At 74.2% G+C, this 19,604-nt stretch carries 16 protein-coding genes; 5 read left to right on the forward strand and 11 right to left on the reverse strand.

Annotated features, from left to right (window positions below):
- Position 1 precedes the first annotated feature (1 nt).
- The 4 genes from K5S26_RS01160 to K5S26_RS01175 all read left to right on the forward strand — a co-directional run bounded on the left by K5S26_RS01160 (position 2) and on the right by K5S26_RS01175 (position 4,577).
- Positions 2-448: a cytidine deaminase gene (locus K5S26_RS01160; RefSeq protein ID WP_221855214.1), complete on the forward strand. Its 447-nt coding sequence runs from the start codon at positions 2-4 to the stop codon at positions 446-448.
- Positions 445-1,767: a thymidine phosphorylase gene (locus K5S26_RS01165; protein ID WP_221855216.1), complete on the forward strand. Its 1,323-nt coding sequence runs from the start codon at positions 445-447 to the stop codon at positions 1,765-1,767. Before K5S26_RS01160 ends, K5S26_RS01165 begins: the two co-directional genes overlap by 4 nt.
- Before the next feature lie 77 nt (positions 1,768-1,844).
- Positions 1,845-2,957, forward strand: a complete 1,113-nt coding sequence (locus tag K5S26_RS01170) for an adenosine deaminase (RefSeq protein ID WP_221855218.1) — start codon at positions 1,845-1,847, stop codon at positions 2,955-2,957.
- 228 nt (positions 2,958-3,185) lie between these two features.
- Positions 3,186-4,577 (forward strand): MFS transporter, encoded by a 1,392-nt coding sequence (locus K5S26_RS01175; protein WP_221855219.1) that lies wholly within the window; start codon positions 3,186-3,188, stop codon positions 4,575-4,577.
- A 40-nt stretch (positions 4,578-4,617) separates the two neighbouring features.
- Here K5S26_RS01175 and K5S26_RS01180 read toward each other — a convergent pair whose 3' ends face one another.
- On the reverse strand, positions 4,618-6,267 hold the full coding sequence (locus K5S26_RS01180; RefSeq protein WP_221855221.1) for a thiamine pyrophosphate-binding protein: 1,650 nt from the start codon (positions 6,265-6,267) through the stop codon (positions 4,618-4,620).
- 328 nt (positions 6,268-6,595) lie between these two features.
- Here K5S26_RS01180 and K5S26_RS01185 point away from each other — a divergent pair, with 328 nt between their 5' ends.
- Positions 6,596-8,530 (forward strand): FAD-binding monooxygenase, encoded by a 1,935-nt coding sequence (locus K5S26_RS01185; protein WP_221855979.1) that lies wholly within the window; start codon positions 6,596-6,598, stop codon positions 8,528-8,530.
- 38 nt (positions 8,531-8,568) lie between these two features.
- Here the strand turns inward: K5S26_RS01185 and K5S26_RS01190 are convergent, their stop codons facing one another.
- The 10 genes from K5S26_RS01190 to K5S26_RS01235 all read right to left on the reverse strand — a co-directional run bounded on the left by K5S26_RS01190 (position 8,569) and on the right by K5S26_RS01235 (position 19,600).
- A complete protein-coding gene (locus K5S26_RS01190) occupies positions 8,569-9,270 on the reverse strand; it encodes an IclR family transcriptional regulator (RefSeq protein ID WP_221855223.1) in 702 nt (233 codons plus the stop codon).
- Positions 9,271-9,317: 47 nt separating this feature from the next.
- On the reverse strand, positions 9,318-9,767 hold the full coding sequence (locus tag K5S26_RS01195) for a hypothetical protein (RefSeq protein ID WP_221855225.1): 450 nt from the start codon (positions 9,765-9,767) through the stop codon (positions 9,318-9,320).
- A 3-nt stretch (positions 9,768-9,770) separates the two neighbouring features.
- Positions 9,771-10,838, reverse strand: a complete 1,068-nt coding sequence (locus K5S26_RS01200; RefSeq protein WP_221855227.1) for a phosphotransferase — start codon at positions 10,836-10,838, stop codon at positions 9,771-9,773.
- Complete coding sequence (locus tag K5S26_RS01205; RefSeq protein WP_221855229.1) at positions 10,835-11,950, reverse strand: phosphotransferase family protein; 1,116 nt, start codon at positions 11,948-11,950, stop codon at positions 10,835-10,837. Before K5S26_RS01205 ends, K5S26_RS01200 begins: the two co-directional genes overlap by 4 nt.
- Entirely contained in the window at positions 11,947-13,758 is a 1,812-nt protein-coding gene (locus K5S26_RS01210; protein WP_221855230.1) for an ABC transporter ATP-binding protein, read from the reverse strand. The genes K5S26_RS01205 and K5S26_RS01210 overlap by 4 nt, the downstream gene beginning before the upstream one ends.
- A complete protein-coding gene (locus K5S26_RS01215; protein WP_221855232.1) occupies positions 13,755-14,909 on the reverse strand; it encodes a glycosyltransferase family 4 protein in 1,155 nt (384 codons plus the stop codon). The genes K5S26_RS01210 and K5S26_RS01215 overlap by 4 nt, the downstream gene beginning before the upstream one ends.
- Positions 14,909-16,165 carry a glycosyltransferase gene (locus K5S26_RS01220; protein ID WP_221855233.1) on the reverse strand — a complete coding sequence of 419 codons (1,257 nt, stop codon included), beginning with the start codon at positions 16,163-16,165 and terminating at the stop codon, positions 14,909-14,911. The genes K5S26_RS01215 and K5S26_RS01220 overlap by 1 nt, the downstream gene beginning before the upstream one ends.
- Positions 16,155-17,330: a glycosyltransferase family protein gene (locus K5S26_RS01225; RefSeq protein ID WP_221855235.1), complete on the reverse strand. Its 1,176-nt coding sequence runs from the start codon at positions 17,328-17,330 to the stop codon at positions 16,155-16,157. The genes K5S26_RS01220 and K5S26_RS01225 overlap by 11 nt, the downstream gene beginning before the upstream one ends.
- 138 nt (positions 17,331-17,468) lie before the next feature.
- Positions 17,469-18,137, reverse strand: a complete 669-nt coding sequence (locus tag K5S26_RS01230; protein WP_221855237.1) for a response regulator transcription factor — start codon at positions 18,135-18,137, stop codon at positions 17,469-17,471.
- Positions 18,134-19,600, reverse strand: a complete 1,467-nt coding sequence (locus tag K5S26_RS01235; RefSeq protein WP_221855239.1) for a sensor histidine kinase — start codon at positions 19,598-19,600, stop codon at positions 18,134-18,136. The genes K5S26_RS01230 and K5S26_RS01235 overlap by 4 nt, the downstream gene beginning before the upstream one ends.
- Positions 19,601-19,604: the final 4 nt, after the last annotated feature.

Raw genomic sequence — 19,604 nt, forward strand, 5'->3', positions numbered from 1 at the left:
GATGACCGACGACCGGAACGCCCCGGAGGGGGCCGGCGGCGCGCGCGCCGGCGACATCGACTGGGATTCGCTGCGCGCGGTGGCGACGGAGGCGATGGAGCACGCCTACGCCCCGTACTCCCGCTACCGCGTGGGCGCCGCGGCGCTCGTGTCCGACGGGCGGATCGTCTCGGGCTGCAACGTCGAGAACGCCGCCTTCGGCGTGACGCTGTGCGCCGAGTGCGGTCTCGTGTCGGAGCTGCACCGTTCGGGAGGCGGCCGGCTCGTGGCGTTCGTGTGCGTCGACGGCAAGGGCGCCACGCTGATGCCGTGCGGCCGGTGCAGGCAGCTGCTGTTCGAGCACGCCCTTCCCGGCATGCTGCTCGAGACCGTCTCGGGCATCCGCACGATCGACGAGGTGCTGCCCGACGCGTTCGGGCCCCGCAACCTCGAGGAGGCAGGACGATGACCGACATGCCCACCGCACCCGAGCCGTTCGACGCCGTCGACGTCATCCGCGCCAAGCGCGACGGCGGCCGGGTGCCCGAGGACGCGCTGCGCTGGATGGTCGACGCCTTCACCCGCGGCTACGTCGCCGATGCCCAGATGTCGGCGTTCGCGATGGCGGTGCTGCTCAACGGCATGGAGCGGGACGAGATCCGCGTGATGACCGACGCGATGATCGCCTCGGGGGAGCGGATGCGTTTCGCGGGGCTCGGCAAGCCGACGGTGGACAAGCACTCGACGGGCGGCGTCGGCGACAAGATCACGCTGCCGCTCGCCCCGCTCGTCGCGGCGTTCGGCGTCGCGGTGCCACAGCTGTCCGGACGCGGGCTCGGTCACACCGGGGGCACGCTCGACAAGCTCGAGTCGATCCCCGGCTGGCGGGCGGCGCTGTCGAACGACGAGCTGACCGCGCAGCTGCGCGACGTCGGCGCCGTGATCTGCGCGGCGGGCTCCGGGCTCGCCCCGGCCGACAAGCGCCTGTACGCGCTGCGCGACGTGACGGGCACGGTGGAGGCCATCCCGCTGATCGCGTCGAGCATCATGTCGAAGAAGATCGCCGAGGGCACCGACGCGCTGGTGCTGGACGTGAAGTTCGGCTCGGGCGCGTTCATGAAGGACTTCGAGCGGGCCAGCGAGCTGGCGCGCACGATGGTCGAGCTCGGCACCGACTCGGGCGTGCGCACCATCGCTCTGCTGACCGACATGGACACGCCGCTCGGTCTGACGATCGGCAACGCGAACGAGGTGCGCGAGTCGGTGGAGGTGCTCGCCGGCGGGGGCCCCGCCGACGTCGTGGAGCTGACGGTCGCGCTCGCGCGCGAGATGCTCGCGCTCGCCGGACAGCCGGACGCCGACGTGGCGGAGGCGCTGCGCGACGGCCGCGCCATGGACGCCTGGCGCCGCATGATCACGGCGCAGGGCGGCGACCCCGACGCCCGGCTGCCCGAGCCCGCCGAGACCCACACGGTGACCGCGCCGTCCGACGGCTTCGTGACCCGTATGGCGGCCTTCGAGTTCGGCGTCGCTGCCTGGCGTCTCGGAGCCGGACGTGCCCGTGCCGATGACGCCGTGCTGCACGAGGCGGGCATCGACCTGCACGTGAAGCCGGGGGACAGGGTCGTGGCGGGCCAGCCGCTGTTCACGATCGGCGGACCGGACGACAGCCGCTTCGGTCGTGCCCTCGACACGCTGGAGGGCGCATGGGGGATCGGCGACGCCGCGCCCGAGCGCTCGGCGCTCGTGCGCGAGTACGTCCGGGGCGACGAGCCCCTGGCACGATAGCCGTCGGTCGCGACATCATGATCCAGCGGGGCGCCGCCCGGCCGCCCGCCCACCCATCCCGCAGCTCAGGAGCTCCCATGATCGATCCGTTCGGAGACGCCCGCGTGCAGGGCGTGTCGATCCGCAGCCTGCCCAAGGTGTCCCTGCACGACCACCTCGACGGCGGCCTGCGCCCCGACACGGTGGTCGAGCTGGCGGACGCCGCGGGCGTCGAGCTGCCCGAGACCGATCCCGCGCGTCTCGCGTCCTGGTTCGCCCGGCAGAGCGACTCCGGCTCGCTCGTGAAGTACCTCGAGACGTTCTCGGTCACGAACGCGGTCATGCAGACCCGCGAGGGACTCACGCGCGTGGCGCGCGAGTTCGTCGAGGACCTCGCCGAGGACGGCGTGATCTACGGCGAGGTGCGCTGGGCGCCCGAGCTGCACGTGACCGCCGGGCTGTCGCTCGAGGAGGCGGTCGAGGCCGTGCAGGAGGGGATCGAGCAGGGCGAGGACGCCGCGGACGACGCCGGGCGCGGCATCCGCGTGTCGCAGCTGCTCACCGCGCTGCGTCAGGGGGACCGCTCCGCGGAGATCGCGCGCCTCGCCGTCGACTTCCGCGAGGACGGCGTGGTCGGCTTCGACCTCGCCGGGCCCGAGGACGGCTTCCCGCCGTCCGGCCATCGCGAGGCCATCGACATCGTCGGCCGCGCGTTCCTGCCGACGACGATCCACGCCGGTGAGGCCGCAGGCCTCGACTCGATCCGCTCGGCGCTGCTCGACGGACGCGCCCTTCGGCTCGGACACGGCGTGCGGATCGCGGAGGACCTCGAGGTGGTCACCCGCAAGGGCGAGGAGGTGCGCGTGCGCTTCGGCGACCTCGCGCGCTGGGTGCGCGACCGGGAGATCCCCCTCGAGCTGGCGCCCACGTCCAACCTGCACTCGGGCGCGATCGCGGCGTGGGGCACGCAGCTCGAGGACCACCCCTTCGATCTGCTGTACCAGCTGGGGTTCGCGGTGACGGTCAACACGGACAACCGGCTGATGAGCCGGACGTCCCTCACCCGAGAGCTCGCGCAGCTCGTCGCGGCCTTCGACTACGGCCTCGACGACCTCGAGGCGTTCCAGCTCAACGCGGCCGCCGGCGCCTTCCTGCCGGTCGAGGAGCGCGAGGAGCTCATCGAGCTGATCGGCGAGGGCTTCGACGCCTGATCCCAGGTCGTGAGCGGCGGGCGCCGCCGACGGGCGCGAGCCTGCCCCGATGGGCGCGAGCCTGCCCGGACGGTCGCCGTCTTGCCGTGGGCGCGGGGGACGGGAGTGGTGTAGCGTCTGATCCGGATTCCGCAGGATTCCGTATGAGAACAGGGTGTTCGTTATTAGAACTCCGACACTCGCTCCGGCGCGACGATGCGCCGGGCCGTCTCGACCAAAGGAGGTCAGATGTCTGCCAGCGACGCCGAGGGCGGTCTCACGCCCACCGGCACCATCACCCGGACGACCGATCGTCGCCGCGTCGCCGTCGCGACCGTCGTCGGCACGACCGTCGAGTGGTACGACTTCTTCATCTACGCCCAGGCCGCCGGCCTCGTCTTCGCGGGGCTCTTCTTCGGCCCCCTGAACGACGACTTCCCGGGGCTCGCGCAGATCATCTCGTTCGTCACCGTCGGGATCAGCTTCCTGTTCCGTCCCCTCGGGGCGTTCCTCGCCGGTCACTTCGGCGACAGGGTGGGACGGCGTCCCATGCTGGTGCTGACCCTGATCCTGATGGGCGCCGCCACGACCCTGGTCGGCTTCCTGCCGACATACGCCCAGATCGGCGTCGCCGCGCCGATCCTGCTGATCCTGCTGCGTGTCCTGCAGGGGATCTCGGCGGGCGGCGAGTGGGGCGGCGCCGTGCTGATGGCGGTCGAGCACGCCCCGAAGCAGCGGCGCGGACTGTTCGGGGCGTTCCCGCAGATCGGCGTCCCGATCGGCCTGCTGCTCGCGAGCGGCGTCAACGCGATCATGGCGCTGATCGCACCGGGCGACGCGTTCATCGAGTGGGGCTGGCGCGTGCCGTTCTTCCTCAGCATCGTCCTGATCCTCGTCGGCTACTGGGTGCGCCGCCGGGTCGAGGAGAGCCCGGTGTTCGAGGAGATCGCCGCACGCAAGGAACAGGTGTCGGCACCGGTCGCGAGGCTCTTCGCCCGCTTCACGCCGCTGGTGCTGCTGGCGGCCCTGGTGTTCGTCGGCAACAACGCCGTCGGCTACATGACCACCGGCGGCTACATCCAGGGGTACGCCACCAACCCCGACGGCCCGCTCGGCTTCGAACGCGGGCCCGTGCTGTGTGCGGTGGCGGCGTCGTCCGTCAGCTGGCTCGTCGCCACGTTCGCCGCGGGCGTCCTCTCCGACCGGATCGGCCGTCGCAGCACGTTCGTGCTCGGATGGATCGTGCAGGCGGTGTTCGTGCTGACGCTGTTCCCGCTGGTGAACTCGGGCAGCATCGGGCTGCTCGCGCTGGGCCTCGTACTGCTCGGCCTCGGTCTGGGGCTCACCTACGGCGCGCAGTCGTCGTGGTACGCCGAGCTGTTCCCCGCCTCCGTGCGGTACTCGGGCGTCTCGATCGCCTACGCGATCGGCTCGATCCTCGGAGGCGCCTTCGCGCCGACCATCGCCCAGTGGATCCAGACGGCGACCGGCGACTCCACGAACGTCATGTACTACCTGCTGGGCGTCACGCTGCTCTCGCTCGTCGCGACGCTGCTGCTGCGCGACCGTCGTGGCATCGACCTGAGCCCCGCCAACGAGGCCGAGCAGGAGCGGGGCATCGGCGTCTGGCAGAGAGGCTGAGCGCCGAGGGCGGGGTCTCTCCGGGCCCCGCCCTCGGCCGTCAGGCGTTCACGCGGATGACCTCGTGCTGGTACGGCGCGAGCACCGTGCCGGACACCCGCAGGTCGAGCACCAGGAAGGGGCGATCGGCCGGAGGCTCGGCGGCCCACGTCGCCAGCCGGTCGAGGTCGGACAGCCGCTCGACGACCACGCCCTCGGCGCCCGCCGCGCGTCCGAGCGCCGCGAAGTCGACCTGGGGGATCCGCATGGGTGCCTCGTGCAGCCCCTTGAGCCCGTACAGGTTGACCTCCGCGCCGTAGGCGGCGTCGTTCCAGACCACCGCCAGGCCCCGCCCGCCCGCCGCGCGGATCGCGGTCTCGAGGTCGGCCAGCGCCATCAGCCCGCCGCCGTCGCCGGTCGTCAGCACGATCGTCGCGTCGGGGGCCGCCTGGGCCGCCCCGGCGACGCTCGGCCAGCCGAGCCCGATGGACTGGAAGGCGGTGCCGACCATCACCATGCGCCCGGGTGACGCGACGTCCCAGAACATGTTCGCCCAGCCGATGAAATGGCCGCCGTCGCTCACGACGACGCGGTCCTGCGGAAGCAGCCGTCCGATGAGCGCGGCCGCGGCGCGCGGGTCGAGCCTGCCGTCGGGGGCGAGCTCGGCGCCCGCGTCCTGGCGTCGCAGGGCGGCGAGGTCGTGCTCGTCCCGCCAGCCTCCCAGTGAGGGGCGTCGAGCGGCCACCGCGTCGGCGAGCATGTCCGCGACGAGCCGGGCGTCGCCGCGGATGTACTCGCCGACGCGGGGATGGGTGGCGGTCGCGGCGACGTCGACCTGGATGAGGCGCGCCGTGGGATCGAGCAGCTCGCCGAAGCGCATCGTGAACGGGCTGAGGCTCGCGCCGATCGCCACCACCACGTCGGCGCTCCGGACGAGGTCCATCGCGCCGGGCGCGCCGAACCCGCCCGTCACGCCGAGATCGTGCGCCTCGTCGGGGAACACGCCGCGCCCGAGCGCGGTCGTGGCCGTGACGGCGCCGGCGGCGTCGGCGAGCCTGCCGAGCGCGTCGCCCGCGCCGGCGAGCCAGGCGCCGCGTCCGGCGATCAGCACGGGTCGCGCCGCCGCCGCGAGGGCGTCGGCCGCCCGGTCGACGGCGGCCCGCGCGTCGGTCGAGGGCCGCACCGGCTGCGGGAGCCGCGGCTCCCGCAGCTCCGGCACCGCGCCGGCCTCGAGGGCCGGGGTGTCATAGGGGAGGGCGAGGACCACCGGGGTGCGGTTCGCGAGCGCGTGCTCGATCGCGATGACCGTGGTCGCGGCGGCGTCGGGCCGTCCCACCGTGTAGGTGCGCACGCCCACCGCCGAGGCGAGCGCGATCTGGTCGACGTCCCACGGCCTCGGGCCGGGCGTGGGCTGGTCGCCGACCACGAGCACGAGCGGCACGCGGGCCTGCGCCGACTCGGCCAGGGCCGTGAGCGCGTTGGTGAAGCCCGCGCCGTACGTGGTCGTGGCGGCGGCGATCCTGCCGGACACGCGGAAGTGCGCGTCGGCGGCGACCACGGCTCCGGCCTCGTGGCGCACGGCGGTGTAGACGGCGCCGGTGTCGCGCAGCAGCGCGTCGAGGAAGTAGGCGTTCCCGTTCCCCATCAGGCCGAACACCTGATCGACATGACGGGAGAGGGCGGCGGCGACGTGCGCGGAGACGGTGGGCATGGGCATGCCTTTCGAGACGGGTGGATGAGCCGGAAGGTGCCGCTCCTGCGGCACCTGGGCTCGGTGCTCCGTATGTGTCTCGCTGCCGTCTGGGCGTCGCTTCGTGCTCCTTTTTCGAGCACCGGCCGGCGGCAGCCGCTGCGGGTGCCGGGTGGCGGTCGCCGCGTCGTCGCGTCGTGGCCGGACGGCATGATCATAGTCGCTTGCGCGGTCCGAGCCGCGTCCCTACACTCGCATGTGATCGATAAAAGAACTAAACGTTCGCATATCGATCACTCGGATCGCGCGACGAAGCGCGCCGGGATCGATGGAGATCGAGGGAGCCGCCGTGCAGTTCCACCACCACGGTTACGTGTCGGGTGATCCGCGCGTGCAGCCCGCCGCCGGCGTCGGACTCCGCCACGAGGCGGACGGCGGGATGGGGGACCTTCCCGCCGAGACGGACGTGCTGATCGTGGGAGCCGGGCCCGCGGGCATGATCGCCGCGGCGCAGCTGGCCCAGTTCCCGGGCATCGCCGTGCGCCTCGTCGATCGCCGCCCCGGACGCCTCGAGGTCGGGCAGGCCGACGGGATCCAGGCCCGCAGCGTGGAGACCTTCCAGGCGTTCGGGTTCGCGAACCGGATCGTCGAGGAGGCGTACCGGATCACCGAGATGTGCTTCTGGAAGCCGGATCCCGAGAACCCGCGCGACATCGTCCGCGCTGCCCGCACGCCCGACGATCCGCACGGCATCAGCGAGTTCCCGCACCTCATCGTCAACCAGGCTCGCGTGCTCGACTACTTCGCGGAGTACGCGCGTCACGCTCCCGGACGTCTCGCGCCCGACTGGGGCTGGGAGTTCAGGACGCTGCGCGTGGAGGGCTCCGGAGAGTTCCCGGTCGTCGTCACGCTGCGTCGCGCGTCCGGCGCCGGTCCCGCCGGCGGCGCCGCGGAGGGCGACGAGCGGGTGATCCGCGCGAAGTACGTGATCGGCGCGGACGGGGCGCGCAGCCGGGTGCGCGAGGCCATCGGACGTCGTCTCGAGGGCGACCAGGCCTTCCACGCGTGGGGCGTGATGGACGTGCTCGCCGAGACGGACTTCCCGGACATCCGCACCAAGTGCGCCATCCAGTCGCACGACGGCGGCAGCATCCTGCTGATCCCCCGCGAGGGCAACCACCTGTTCCGGATGTACGTGGACCTCGGGGAGGTCTCGCCGGACGACGCCGGGCGCGTGCGGCTCACGACGCAGGAGCAGGTGGAGGCACGGGCGAACCGGATCCTGCACCCCTACACGCTGACGGTGCGGCACGTCGCCTGGCGGAGCGTCTACGAGGTGGCGCACCGCGTGACCGACAGGTTCGACGACGTGGCCCCGGACGACGTCGGGTCGCGCAGCCCACGCGTGTTCATCGCGGGCGACGCGTGCCACACCCACTCCGCCAAGGCGGGCCAGGGCATGAACGTGTCGATGCAGGACGGCTGGAACATCGCGTGGAAGCTCGCGCACGTGCTCGACGGACGCGCCCCCGAGACTCTGCTCGACACGTACTCGGCCGAGCGTCACGAGATCGCCGTCGACCTGATCGAGTTCGACAGGGAGTGGTCGGCGCTGATGGCGCGGCGGCCAGAGGACATGGACGACCCGTCGCAGCTGGAGGACTTCTACCTGAGGACCATCGAGTTCCCGGCGGGGTTCATGACGCGCTACCGTCCGTCCATGCTGGTCGCCGGCGACGAGCACCAGGGGCTCGCGACCGGCTTCCCGGTGGGCAGGCGCTTCACGTCGCACCCCGTCGTGCGCGTCTGCGACGCCAACCCGAAGCACCTGGGCCACCACCATCGCGCCGACGGACGCTGGCGCATCTACGCCTTCGCCGACGCCGACGGCGCGTCGTCGGGCTCGCGGCTCTCGCGGCTCGCGGACTGGATCGCGTCCGATCCCGGCTCGCCCGTCGTCGCTCACACGCCGGAGGGAGCCGACGCCGACGCATGGTTCGACCTGAAGGTCGTCTATCAGGAGGACCACACGCGGATCGAGATGGACCGCGTGCCGGCGGCGTTCCTGCCGAGGACCGGGCCGTTCCAGGTCGTGGACTACGAGAAGGTCTACGCGGCCGACCCGCGGGACGACGTCTTCGAGGCGCGGGGCGTCAGCCGCGACGGGGCGATCGTGGTGGTGCGGCCCGACCAGTACGTGTCCGCGGTGCTGCCGTTGACCGCGACGGACGAGCTGGCCGCGTTCTTCGCCGGCGTGCTCCGTCCGCAGCCCGCCACGGCCTGACCGCCGGGTCCGCCCGCCGCGGGCGGTGCGGGCCGCGATCAGGCGCCGAGCGCGCGGGCGATGCCGGACGCCGCCGCGTGGAGGCGCTCGGCGATCTCCGCCTCGGTGCGCGGCAGGGAGACGTGGATGGCGGCGACGGAGGTCAACGGCTGACCGGGGACGGCCAGCGGCACGGCGACCGACCACAGCGACGGGACGACCTCGTCGTGGCTTGTCGCGTAGCCGCGGGCACGGCTGTCGGCGATCTCCGCGCGGAGGGCGCGGGAAGCCTCTTCCGGCCACGCCGCCTCCGGAAGCTCCATCAGCATCGCCTTCCCGGGCGCGCCGCGCGTGATCGGGTGCCGGTGCCCCGGCTGGTACGACACCGCCACGGTGCGACGCGGGGGAGCGCTCACGACGGTGATGCCCTCGTCCTGCTCGAGCATCACCAGCAGGCACGTCATGCCCAGCTCGTCCGCGGCCTCGGTCAGCTCCGGCCACGCTGCTTGCTGCAGGTCGCGGGAGACGCTCGACGCCAGCGCCGCGAGGCCGGCGCCGAGGGCGACGACACCGCCCGCGCCGCGTGAGATCAGACCGTGCTCCTCGAGCGTGCGCAGGAGGCGGTAGGCGACCGAGCGGTGCACGCCGAGCGCCGCGGCCAGCTCGTCGATCGACATCCCCCGTTCGGCGGCGGCGAGGATCTCGAGCAGGCGGATCCCTCGGCTGAGGGTCTGGGAGCCTGTGGCGGGCGTCGTCGGCACGTGTTCGATATTAGGACAAGCGCGCGAGCGGCGGGGAGGCCGCCTGCTCAATCGTCGTCGTCATCGTCCCCGTCGTCGTCGTCCCAGTCGTCGTCGTCGTCCCAGTCGTCATCGTCGACCTCCACGGGCGGCGGCGGGTCGACGGGCACGGGCGCCGGCGGAACGGCCGGCTGCGGCTCGGAGCTCGGGGCCGGAGTCTCGGTGCTCGGCTGGGGCGAGGGCGTGTCGCTGGGCGTGGCCGTGTCGGCCGGGGTGGGGTTCGGGGTGGGCGTGGCGTCGGTGACCTCGCCGATCAGCGGCGTCTGCTCGATGACGGCGGGCTCGGGCGCCGGCTGCGTCGTCTGCGCGATCGCGACCGAGCCGGCCGCCACGGCACCCGCGCTGACGAGGGTCCCGGCCGTCAGCAGCAGGACGCCGCGCCAGCCCCGTGCGCCGCGGCGCGGCGGCGGCGGCGCCGTCTCCGAGGTCTCGTCCACGTCGTCGATTCTGCCAGGCATGGGTCATCCTCCGTCTCTCGTGTGCTCGGCGACGAGCGTGCGCAGCTCGTGCTCCGCGACCGCACGCCCGTCTGGTCGCAGGCTGTGCACGCAGGCCACCCGGAAGCGTGCGGCCGTCCGCCACGCGTCCAGTCGTTCCGGCGAGACCTCGATCGCGTCGGCCGTCTGCGCGATCGCCTCGCCCGCCGTCGCGGCGCGCTCGGGCGTCCACCGGCCCTGGGCCCGTGCGAGATCGGCGTGCGCCGCGAGGTTGCCGAGGTCCAGGGCCGGGTCGGCGAGGGCGCTCGTGTCGAGATCGATCAGCGCGAGGCCGCGGTCGGCGTCCCAGAGCAGCTGCTGGTCGTGCAGGTCACGGTGCGACACGACCGCCCGCACCCGCGGCAGCGCACGCAGCCGGTCGCCGATCCGTCGGGCGGTCGCCTGCAGCGCGTCGGCGGTGAGGCGGCCGTCGGTCGCCGACGCCGCGTGGCCGGCCCACGTCTCGAGCACCGTGCACTCGTCGGAGACCTCGTGCCGTGGCCAGTCGCCGACCGGCGCGGACGCGACGGCCGCCGGCCAGGCATCGGCCCATGTCGCCCACAGGCGATGCCACTCGCCGTCGTCCGCGGTGCGGCCGAGCTCGTGGACGGAGGCCCCGGGGAGCGCGGCGAAGCTGACGGTGTCGTCCGACAGCAGCCGCGCCTCTCCGACGACGAAGGCGTCGGCGAAGACCGCGCCTCGGCGGTGCGCCTCGACCAGGGCGGCGGCACGGCCCGGGCGCACCACCTTCTCGTAGGAGCGGGCCGTCCCTCCTGCGCCGTCAGCGGGGGCTCCGACCCGCACGACCGCGCGCCGCCCGGGGCGATGGCTCACCAGACGCCCCCGGCGCAGCGCAGCCGTCAGGCCGGGGAGGCGGGGATCGACGCCCTCCGGCAGCGCCTGGAGCCCCTCGCCCGGCCCCCAATGGGCGCCACGCACCAGGTCGCCGCGCCGCAGCTCGACGGGCACCGGCGCATCCGTCCCGCGCGCCGGCCACGCGCGGGCGACGCGCCACGACTCGCCGTGCCACGTGACGGTGCGGGGGAGCCTCATGCGATGCCCTCCTCGCACCGTGCCAGTGCGGACGCCACACGGTCGGGCCAGTCGCTCGCGCCCGCGCGGAAGGGCTCCACCGCTCGCTGCAGCTCGGCCAGAGCCCGCCATGCCCGCAGCGCCGCCTCGTCGACGCGCCCGCCGCCGTCGCGATATCCGTCGACGAGGGCGGGGGAGCCCCCCGTGGCCAGGAACGACCCGAGGTCCGCCTCGGCGGGCCCCGCCGCGGCGCGGTCGAAGTCGATGAGACGCACGCGGCGCCCGTCGGTGAGCACCTGGTCCGGCGAGAAGTCGCCGTGGACGAGGACGGCGGGCGTCGCCGGCGCCGTCGCGAGGCGCTCCGCGGCGCGGCGCGCGCGCGCCGCGAGCGGCGGCAGGAGCCGGGAGACCGCGGCCGCGGCCGCCCGCGCGATCTCGCCCGCATCGATCCGCCGGCCCGGGGCCACCGCGGGGTCGCTGGAGTGGAGGAGGGCGAGCGCGGCCCCGGCGTGCCGCGCCGCCACGGGATCGGGACAGACCGCGAGGTCGCCGTCGCCCCACCAGGGCGTGGACGAGACGGAGGGAGCGAGCGCGCGCGGCGCCAGCACCGGCAGATCCAGCTCTGCGAGGCGCGCGGCCACCTCGTCGCCGCGCGAGCCGTGCGCAGAGAGGCGGACGACGTCGCCCCCGGCGCGCAGGAGCAGGCGGCGGTGGGGGTTGTATCGCAGGGCCGTGGAGCCGCCCATCAGGTCGGGGCGCTCGTCGAGCAGCGTCCGCACGCGCGGCGCGAGGAGCCGGTCGCCGTGCGCCGGCCCCGCGACCGTCGTCTCCCCCAGACGGATCGTCGGGGCGCCGACGGCGGCGGCCCGCCGCCGGGTCTTCGGGAGCTTGACCGCGTCGGCGTAGGAGACGACCCATCCGAGCCCGTGGGGCCAGCCCGCGAAGCCGCCGGACGAGTCCCGCAGCGCGATCACGACGCTCGAGCCCGGCTTCCAGCGCACCCGGACGACCTCGGTCGGAGCGCCCATCAGGTCGGCGCGGCGCACGGGATCGAGCAGCGCGCCGAGCTCCGGCAGGGCCGGGTCGTGGGGCGCGGTCAGCGCGGCGAGGGCGCTCGGGACGGCGGCGGTCATGATGCCTCCTGCAGCGATTCGCGGAACCATGCCGCGACGCGCGATCCGGGGTCGGCGAGCAGCGACCGGGGGGTCCCGTCCTCCACGATGCGGCCGTCCTCGAGCCACACGATCCGGTCGGCGTCCCGCACGCTGGTCGCGTCGTGCGTGACGGACAGGGTCGTCCGTCCGCGGGTGAGCTCGGCGATCGACGCGGCCACCGCGGCGCGTGCCGCCGGATCGAGGCCGGTGGTCGCCTCGTCGAGCACGACGATCGGGGCGTCCCGCAGCAGCGCCCGCGCGATGGCGATGCGCTGCCGCTGACCGCCCGACAGCGTGTCGCCGCGGCCGCCCAGCACGGTGTCGTACCCGCGCGGCAGGGCGGTGACGAAGTCGTGGGCGAGGGCGCGGCGCGCGGCGCGTTCGACGTCGGCATCGGAGGCGTCCGGCCGTCCGGCCCGGATGTTGTCGCGCACGCTGGCCGCGAACAGCACCGACTCCTGCAGCACGACGGTCACGCTGCCGCGCACGCTCGAGACCGTCGCGTCGCGGACGTCGACGCCGTCGATCCGGACCGCTCCCGAGAACGGGTCGGAGGTGCGCGTCAGCAGCCCGGCGAGCGTGCTCTTGCCGGCCCCCGACGGGCCGAGCAGGCACACGGTCTCGCCCGCGGCGATGTCGAGTGTGAGCTCGTCGAACAGCCGTCTCCCGTGACCGTCGTCGACGGTGACGGCGTCGAAGCGGATGTCGCCGCTGACGGGACCGAGCGGCGGCGTCCCCGGCCGGTCGGCGATGTCCACGCGCTCCTCGAGCAGCTCGGCGACGCGCTCGCCGGAGGCGGTGGCGCGGGCGATGCGGCCGGTGTACTTCGCGAGGTCCTTCAGCGGTCGCAGCGCGATCTTCAGGTACATCGTGAAGATGACGAGGTCGCCCGGCGTCATCGCGCCGTCGATCACGCGCCACCCGCCGGCCACGAGCACCACGGCGAGCGCGAGGCCGACGATGACGTCGGTGCTGCGCTCGAGCGCGGCGGCGAGCCGGCGGGACTTGACGCCCTGGCTCAGCGCCCGGGCGTTGCCGCGGTCGAAGGCCTCGGCGCGCTGCCCCTCGAGGCCGTAGGCCTGCACGACGCGGATCGCGCCGAGCGTCTCGGCGGCGGTGTTCGCGAGGTCGCCCTCGCTGCGACGGGTGGAGCGCGCGGCAGCGGTGATGCGCGGTGCGCCGCGGCGCGACAGCAGCAGGTACGCGCCGGCCGCCAGCAGCACCACGACGGCGAGCAGGGGGTCGAGCACCAGCATCACGACCGAGAGGACCACCAGCGTGACGATGTTGCCGACGAGCGGCAGGCCGGCGGTCACCGCGACCTCCTGCAGGCGTCCGATGTCGCCGATGACCCGCTGCACCGTGTCCCCGGCCTTCGCGTGGGAGTGATAGCCGAGGCCCAGCGACTGGAGGTGCGCGAAGACGCGAGCGCGCAGGGCGGTCGCCACGCGGGAGCCCACGAGCGCGAACGCGATCGTGGAGCAGTACTGCGCGATCGCGCGCAGCCCGACCAGGCCGAGCAGCAGGACGCCGCATGCCAGCAGCAGGGGGACGGTCGCCGCGGGCAGGCCCGCGGTCGCGCCCGAGTCGGCGCCGAGACTCACGCTCACGGCGTCGACGACGACCTTGATGGGCCATGGCTCGAGGACGCGCAGCACGACCTCCACGAGCAGCGTGGCCATCCCGCCCGCGATCAGCAGGCCGTGGCCGCGCAGGTGGGGACGGGCGATCGAGAACGTCGTGCGGAGCGAACGGCCGGTGCCGCCCCGCCTCGTGGCGCGGCTCATGCCCGCACCGCCTCGGGCAGGCGAGAGAGGATGCCGTCGAGCACGACGCTCCAGTCGTGGCGGCCGAGGGCCGTCGCACGTCCGGACGCGCCGAGCCTCGAGGCGAGCGCGCGGTCGTCGCGCAGCCGGGCGAGCGCCGCCCGCAGCTCCGCGGCGTCACCGGGGGCGACCAGCAGTCCCGTCGCGCCGTCGGTCACGATGGACGGCACCTGGCCTGCCCGGGATGCGACGACGGCCACGCCGGCGGCGAGGTATTCGTACACCTTCAGCGGGGAGAAGTACTCGCCCGCGTGCGGCGGATAGGGGGCGAGCCCCGCGTGCATGCCGGCGAGGATCCGGGGCACGTCGCCGCTCGGCACCGCACCCGTGAAGCGGACGTCCGCTCCCCGCCGACGGGCGCGTGCCTCGAGGGCGGGACGCTCGGGGCCCTCGCCGACGACCGTCAGCTCGACGCCGCCGAGCCCGGCCATCGCGTCGATCGCCACGTCGACCCCGTGCCAGGGCTTCAGCGATCCGACGAAGCACGCCCGCAGCGGGCCCGCCGAGGCGTGCGTCGCCGAGGAGAAGGCCGCGGTGTCCACGCCGTTGGGAGCGACGACCGCGCGCGCCGCACCGTGCTCCTCCGCCCACGCGGCGACGGGAGCCGACACGGCGGCGACCACGGTCGCACGGGCCAGCACACGGGCGGTGGCCCGCCGCGCCGTCGCCTCGTCGACGAGCGTGCGGTACGTGCGCTGCTCGTCGATGAGCGGGGCGTTCACCTCGACGATCGACGGCACTCCCGACGCCTCGGACAGCCGTGCGGAGGCGTCGGAGAACAGCGCATAGCGCTCGTAGACCAGGTCGCACCCGTCTTCGGCGGCGAGACGGGCGAGCTCCGCGGCCGCCGTCGCCACGGCGCGTTCGCGCTCGGCCGCGGGAACGCGGGGCACGGGCACCTCGACGATGCGCACGCCGTCGAGGCCGTGCTCGGTGGCGCGCGCCGGCGCCGAGGCCTCGTCGCCCGGCGCGCCGTCCCGACGCGTGCAGTAGATCGTCACCTCGTCGCCGCGGCGCACGAACGCGCGGACGATCTGGCGCACGTGGATCGACGCTCCCTTGTCTCCGAGCACCGGGATGCCCGGATCCGCGCACAGGTAGGCGATTCGCATCACACCATCTCCTTCACCGGCTCGTTCGTCGTGGATGCGTGCTCGCGCGGCCCGCAGGTGAGCTCTGCCAGCCTCCGGGCCAGCAGGCGCGCGTCGAACCTCCGCTCGACGAGGCGACGTGCGCGGGTCGCGAGAGCGGAGCCGTCGACCTCGCCGGTCGCCAGGGCCCGCAGCGCCTCGGCGAGCTGTCCCGCGTCGCCCGGGGCGCACAGCATGCCCGTCTCGCGGTCGACGATCACCTCGGGGATGCCCGTCACCGCGGTCGACACGCAGGGCACCCCAGTCGCCATGGCCTCGAGGAGCACGGTCGGCAGACCGTCGGCGTTGCCGTCGGCGCCGACGACGCAGGGCGCTGCGAAGACGTCGGCGCTGTCGAGCAGCCGCGCCACGTCGTCCTGGGGCACCGGGCCGAGGAACCGCACGGCGTCGTCGAGCCCGAGCCCCGCGGCCTGCCCTCGCAGCGCGGCGTCGAGCTCACCGCCGCCGGCGAGGTCGAGCACCGCATCCACCCCGTCGGCACGCAGGAGCGCCAGAGCGTCGAGCAGCACCGCGAAGCCCTTCTTCTCGACCAGCCTGCCCACCGCGAGGATGCGCAGCGGGCGGCCGATCGCCGCCGGTCGGCGATACGGGAAGCGGTCCAGCTCCAGGCCGTTGTAGACGAGTCTCACGCGGTCCTCCAGGTGGGGGAGCAGGGCGTGCAGGAAACGCACGTTGAACGCGCTGACGGTGGCGACGAACGCGGCGTCGCGCACCTTGCGCTCGAGATCGGCGGGATCGACCGACTCGTGGAACAGGTCCTTCGCGTGGGCGGTGAAGGAGTAGGGCACGCCCGCGAGGAGTCCCGCGAGCCGGGCCACGGTCGTCGCGGAGGAGCCGAAGTGCGCGTGCAGGTGGGAGATGCGCTCCTCGCGCACCTGACGCGCCAGGGCGACGGCGGCGATCGCGTCGGCGGCATCGACCGCCAGGAGCTCGTCGAGGCGGGCACCGACCGCGTCGCGCAGCCACGGCGCGCTCGCGGCGGCGCCCAGCGCCTCCCACAGCGCCGCGACGCGGGTCGGGCGAGGCAGATAGCGGACCTCCGCGCGGACGCGCGCGAGCTCCGGGTGGAACCGCGGATCGTCGCTCGGGCGCAGCGCGAACACCGTCAAGTGCTCTCCCGCCGCCTCGCGCGCGAGGATCTCGGTGACGACGAACGTCTCGGAGAACCGCGGGTACACCTTGACGACGTAGCCGATGCGGCGCGGCTCAGATCGCAACGCGCTCACCTCCGTCGCGGGCCTGACCGACCAGCTCGGCGGCGAGACGCGGCACCTCGGAGAGGCCCGCGAGGTCGATGCCGCTGCGCGCGACGCGGGTGCCGACGCGGGCCGAGAACCAGGCGCCGATCGTCTCGGCGTCGATGTCGCCCGGGAGGGCGGTGTCGACGGCGCCGGCACGCGCCAGCGCCGCGGCGCGGATGCGCTGCTCGCTGCGTCGCGCGATCCGCGGCACGACGAGCGCCGGGGTCGCGGTGCTCATCACCTCGCTGACGGTGTTGTAGCCGCCCATGCACACGACGGCGGCCGCGCGCTGGGCGAGCGCCAGGACGTCGGCGACGCGATGGACCACGCGCGTGCCGGGCCGTGCCGCCGCCGTCACGGCGGCGTGGTCGGCCGGCGGCATCTGGGGACCGGTCACGACCACGTGCGCGTGGCCCTCCGGCACCTCGGCGGCCGCGGCGGCGAGTGCGAGCTGCAGCCCGTCGGCGCCGCCGCCGACCGTGGTGAGGACGAACGGCTCCGCCGCCGAGCGCTCCGCGCCGACGGCGCGGCCGGTCGAGAGGTAGCCCGTGTGCCGCGCGAGACCGCGCAGCCGGGGCGGCAGCTCGCCGCTGGTGACCGCGTCGTGCACGCGGGGGTCGCCGAAGACCCACACGGCGTCGAACAGCTGTCGCAGGTTGCGTGCGCCGCCCGCCGCCCGCCACTCGGCGCGCGCGACGTCCGGCGCGTCGAGCACGTCGCGCAGCCCCAGCACCACGGCGCAGCCCGGGCGGCGCGCTCGCAGCTGGTGCAGCGCGTGCTCGAGCTCGCGATCCACGCCGAGGGGGTGCCGGTCGATGATGACCAGGTCGGGCTCGAGCGCGGTCAGGGTGGCGGCGAACGCTCGGCCGCGCAGGGCGGTGAGCGCGCCCAGCTCGACGTCGAGGGTGCGCGCGGCGTATCCGCCGGAGGAGTGCCGCACCCCGGGCAGGATGAGCCAGTCCCATCCCGGCGGGGCCGGGAACTCCGTGGCCTCCGGGCGCCCGGCCACGAGCAGTCCGGTGACGGGCTCGTCGAGCTCGGCGTGGAGGCCCTCCGTGAGCGCGTGCGCCAGGGCCAGGTTGCGGCGGATGTGCCCCAGGCCGACCGAGTCGTGCGAGTAGAGGACAATGCGGATCGTCACGGCGGATTCCCTTCGTTCGGGAACCAGCCTCGCGAGCGCCGCGAAGACGACGATGAAACCAGGATGAGAGGACTCTCATCTCGCTTTCTCGACTCCCGCTGCTCCCTGCGGGGCGCGGAGGCCGCGGAACGGGACGGATCAGCCGGTGAAGCGGTACCCCGAGCCGCGCACGGTCTGGATCCGGTCCGATCCCAGCTTCGCGCGCAGGTAGCGCACGTACACGTCGACGACGTTCGACCCGGGGTCGAAGTCGTAGCCCCAGACGCGGCTCAGCAGCTGCTCGCGCGAGAGCACCTGATCGGGCGAGCGCAGGAACGTCTCGGCGAGCTCGAACTCCCGGGTGGAGAGCTCGACGTAGGCGCCGTCGACCTCGGCGCGGCGTGTGCGCAGGTCGAGCACGACGCCGCCGTGCGCGAGCGTCGTCGGATCGCCGCCGCCGGGCGCCCCCGACTCCCGCACCCTGGCCCGGACGCGGGCGAGCAGCTCGTCGAACCGGAACGGCTTCGTGACGTAGTCGCTCGCGCCGTCGTCGAGCCCGCGCACCATGTCCTCGGTCGACCCGCGGGCGGTCAGCATGACGACGGGGGTCGACACGCCGGTCGCGCGCAGGCGTCGCAGCACCGTGAAGCCGTCGATGCCCGGCAGCCCGACGTCGAGCAGGACGAGATCGAAGTCCTCGCTCGTCGCCAGTGCCAGGGCGTCGTCGCCGCGCTCCGCGACGGTGGTGCGGTAACCCGCGGCGCGCAGGCCCTTCTCGACGAACCGCGCGATCCGCGCCTCGTCCTCGGCGATCAGGATGCTGGTCATGCGGCCTCCGTCGGAGGGTCGGCCTGCTGGCGCAGGGGGATCTCGATCCGGAACAGCGCGCCACGGCCGGGCGCGGACTCGACCTCGACGCGTCCCTCGTGCTGCCGCACGATGGCGAGCACGATCGACAGCCCGAGCCCCGAGCCCGCCACGCCGCGGGCCTCGTCGGCGCGGCCGAAGCGCTCGAAGATCCGCTCATGCGCCTCGGGCGGGATGCCAGGGCCCTCGTCGCGCACCCAGAACCGCACCGCGTCGTCCAGGCGGTCGCTGCCGATCCCGATGCGGCTGCCCGCCGGGGCGTACTTCGCCGCGTTGTCTGCGAGTTGCAGCCACGCCTGCGTGACGCGGGACGCGTCGAGCACGGCCGTCCCGTGCCCGGCCGCCTCCAGCGCCCAGTCGTGACCGGGCAGCACGCGCAGCTTCTCGAACACCTCGCGCGTCAGCCGGTCGACGCGCGTCAGTCCCGGGCGGTGCATCGCGGCGCGTTCCGCGTCGGCGAGGGCGGCGATGTCGGCGACCAGGCCAGACATCCGGTCGAGCTCGTCGAGCGCGACCTCGCGGGCCTGCGCGACGTCCTCCGGGTCGTGCGGGTCGACCAGCTCGAGGTGGCCCCGCACGATCGTGAGCGGTGTGGACAGCTCGTGGCGGACGTCGTCGAGCAGCCGCTGCTGGCCGTGGAACGACTCGTCGAGCCGAGCGATCATCTCGTTGATCGTGCGCGTCAGCTCGGACAGGTCGTCGTTGCCCGCGACGGGGATGCGCTCGCCGAGGTCGGTGGCGGTGATGCGCGCGGCGGTGTCGCGCAGCTCGCGGACGGGGGAGAGCAGCCGGCCGGCGACGAACCAGCCCACCAGGCCGACCATGACGAGCGCGCCGCCGGCGACCCACCAGAAGATCGTCATCACCCCGTGCAGGTCCTGCAGGCGCCCGTCGACGTCGACCGCGGAGACGAACAGCCCGGTCGAGTCCGACCCCGTCAGGCCGACCGGCACGGCGATGTAGCGCAGCGAGCGCTCGTCGGGGCCGTCCGTGGTGCCGATGATGGTGCGCTCTCCGCCGGTCGCCTCGACCATCGCGCTCACGAAGCCCGGGTCGGTGAGCGGGAACGGGGTGGCGACGCCCGGGACGAAGGCCGCCTCGCCGTCGACGATGCCGACCGCGCTGGCATGGATCCCCGGTGTGACCGTGCGGACGATCTCGTGCATGAGCTCCGCCGTCGTCGCGAAGGCGGGGGAGCGGACGTCCAGATCCGAGCGGTCGCCCGTGACGTCGGCGCCGCCGCCCGAGACGACGAGCCGCACGTCGTCGAGCTCCTGCATCAGCTCCTCGTCGATCTCGGCGATCTCGCGCCCGCGCTGCAGCAGGTAGGCGACGGAGCCGGCGGAGAGCAGGCCGAGTGCGGTGACGACGAGGATCGCCGCGAGGATGCGCACGCGAACCGGCACGACGCGCTGCCCGCTCATCCGT

Source organism: Microbacterium marinilacus (assembly GCF_019753765.1).
Lineage (GTDB): Bacteria > Actinomycetota > Actinomycetes > Actinomycetales > Microbacteriaceae > Microbacterium > Microbacterium marinilacus.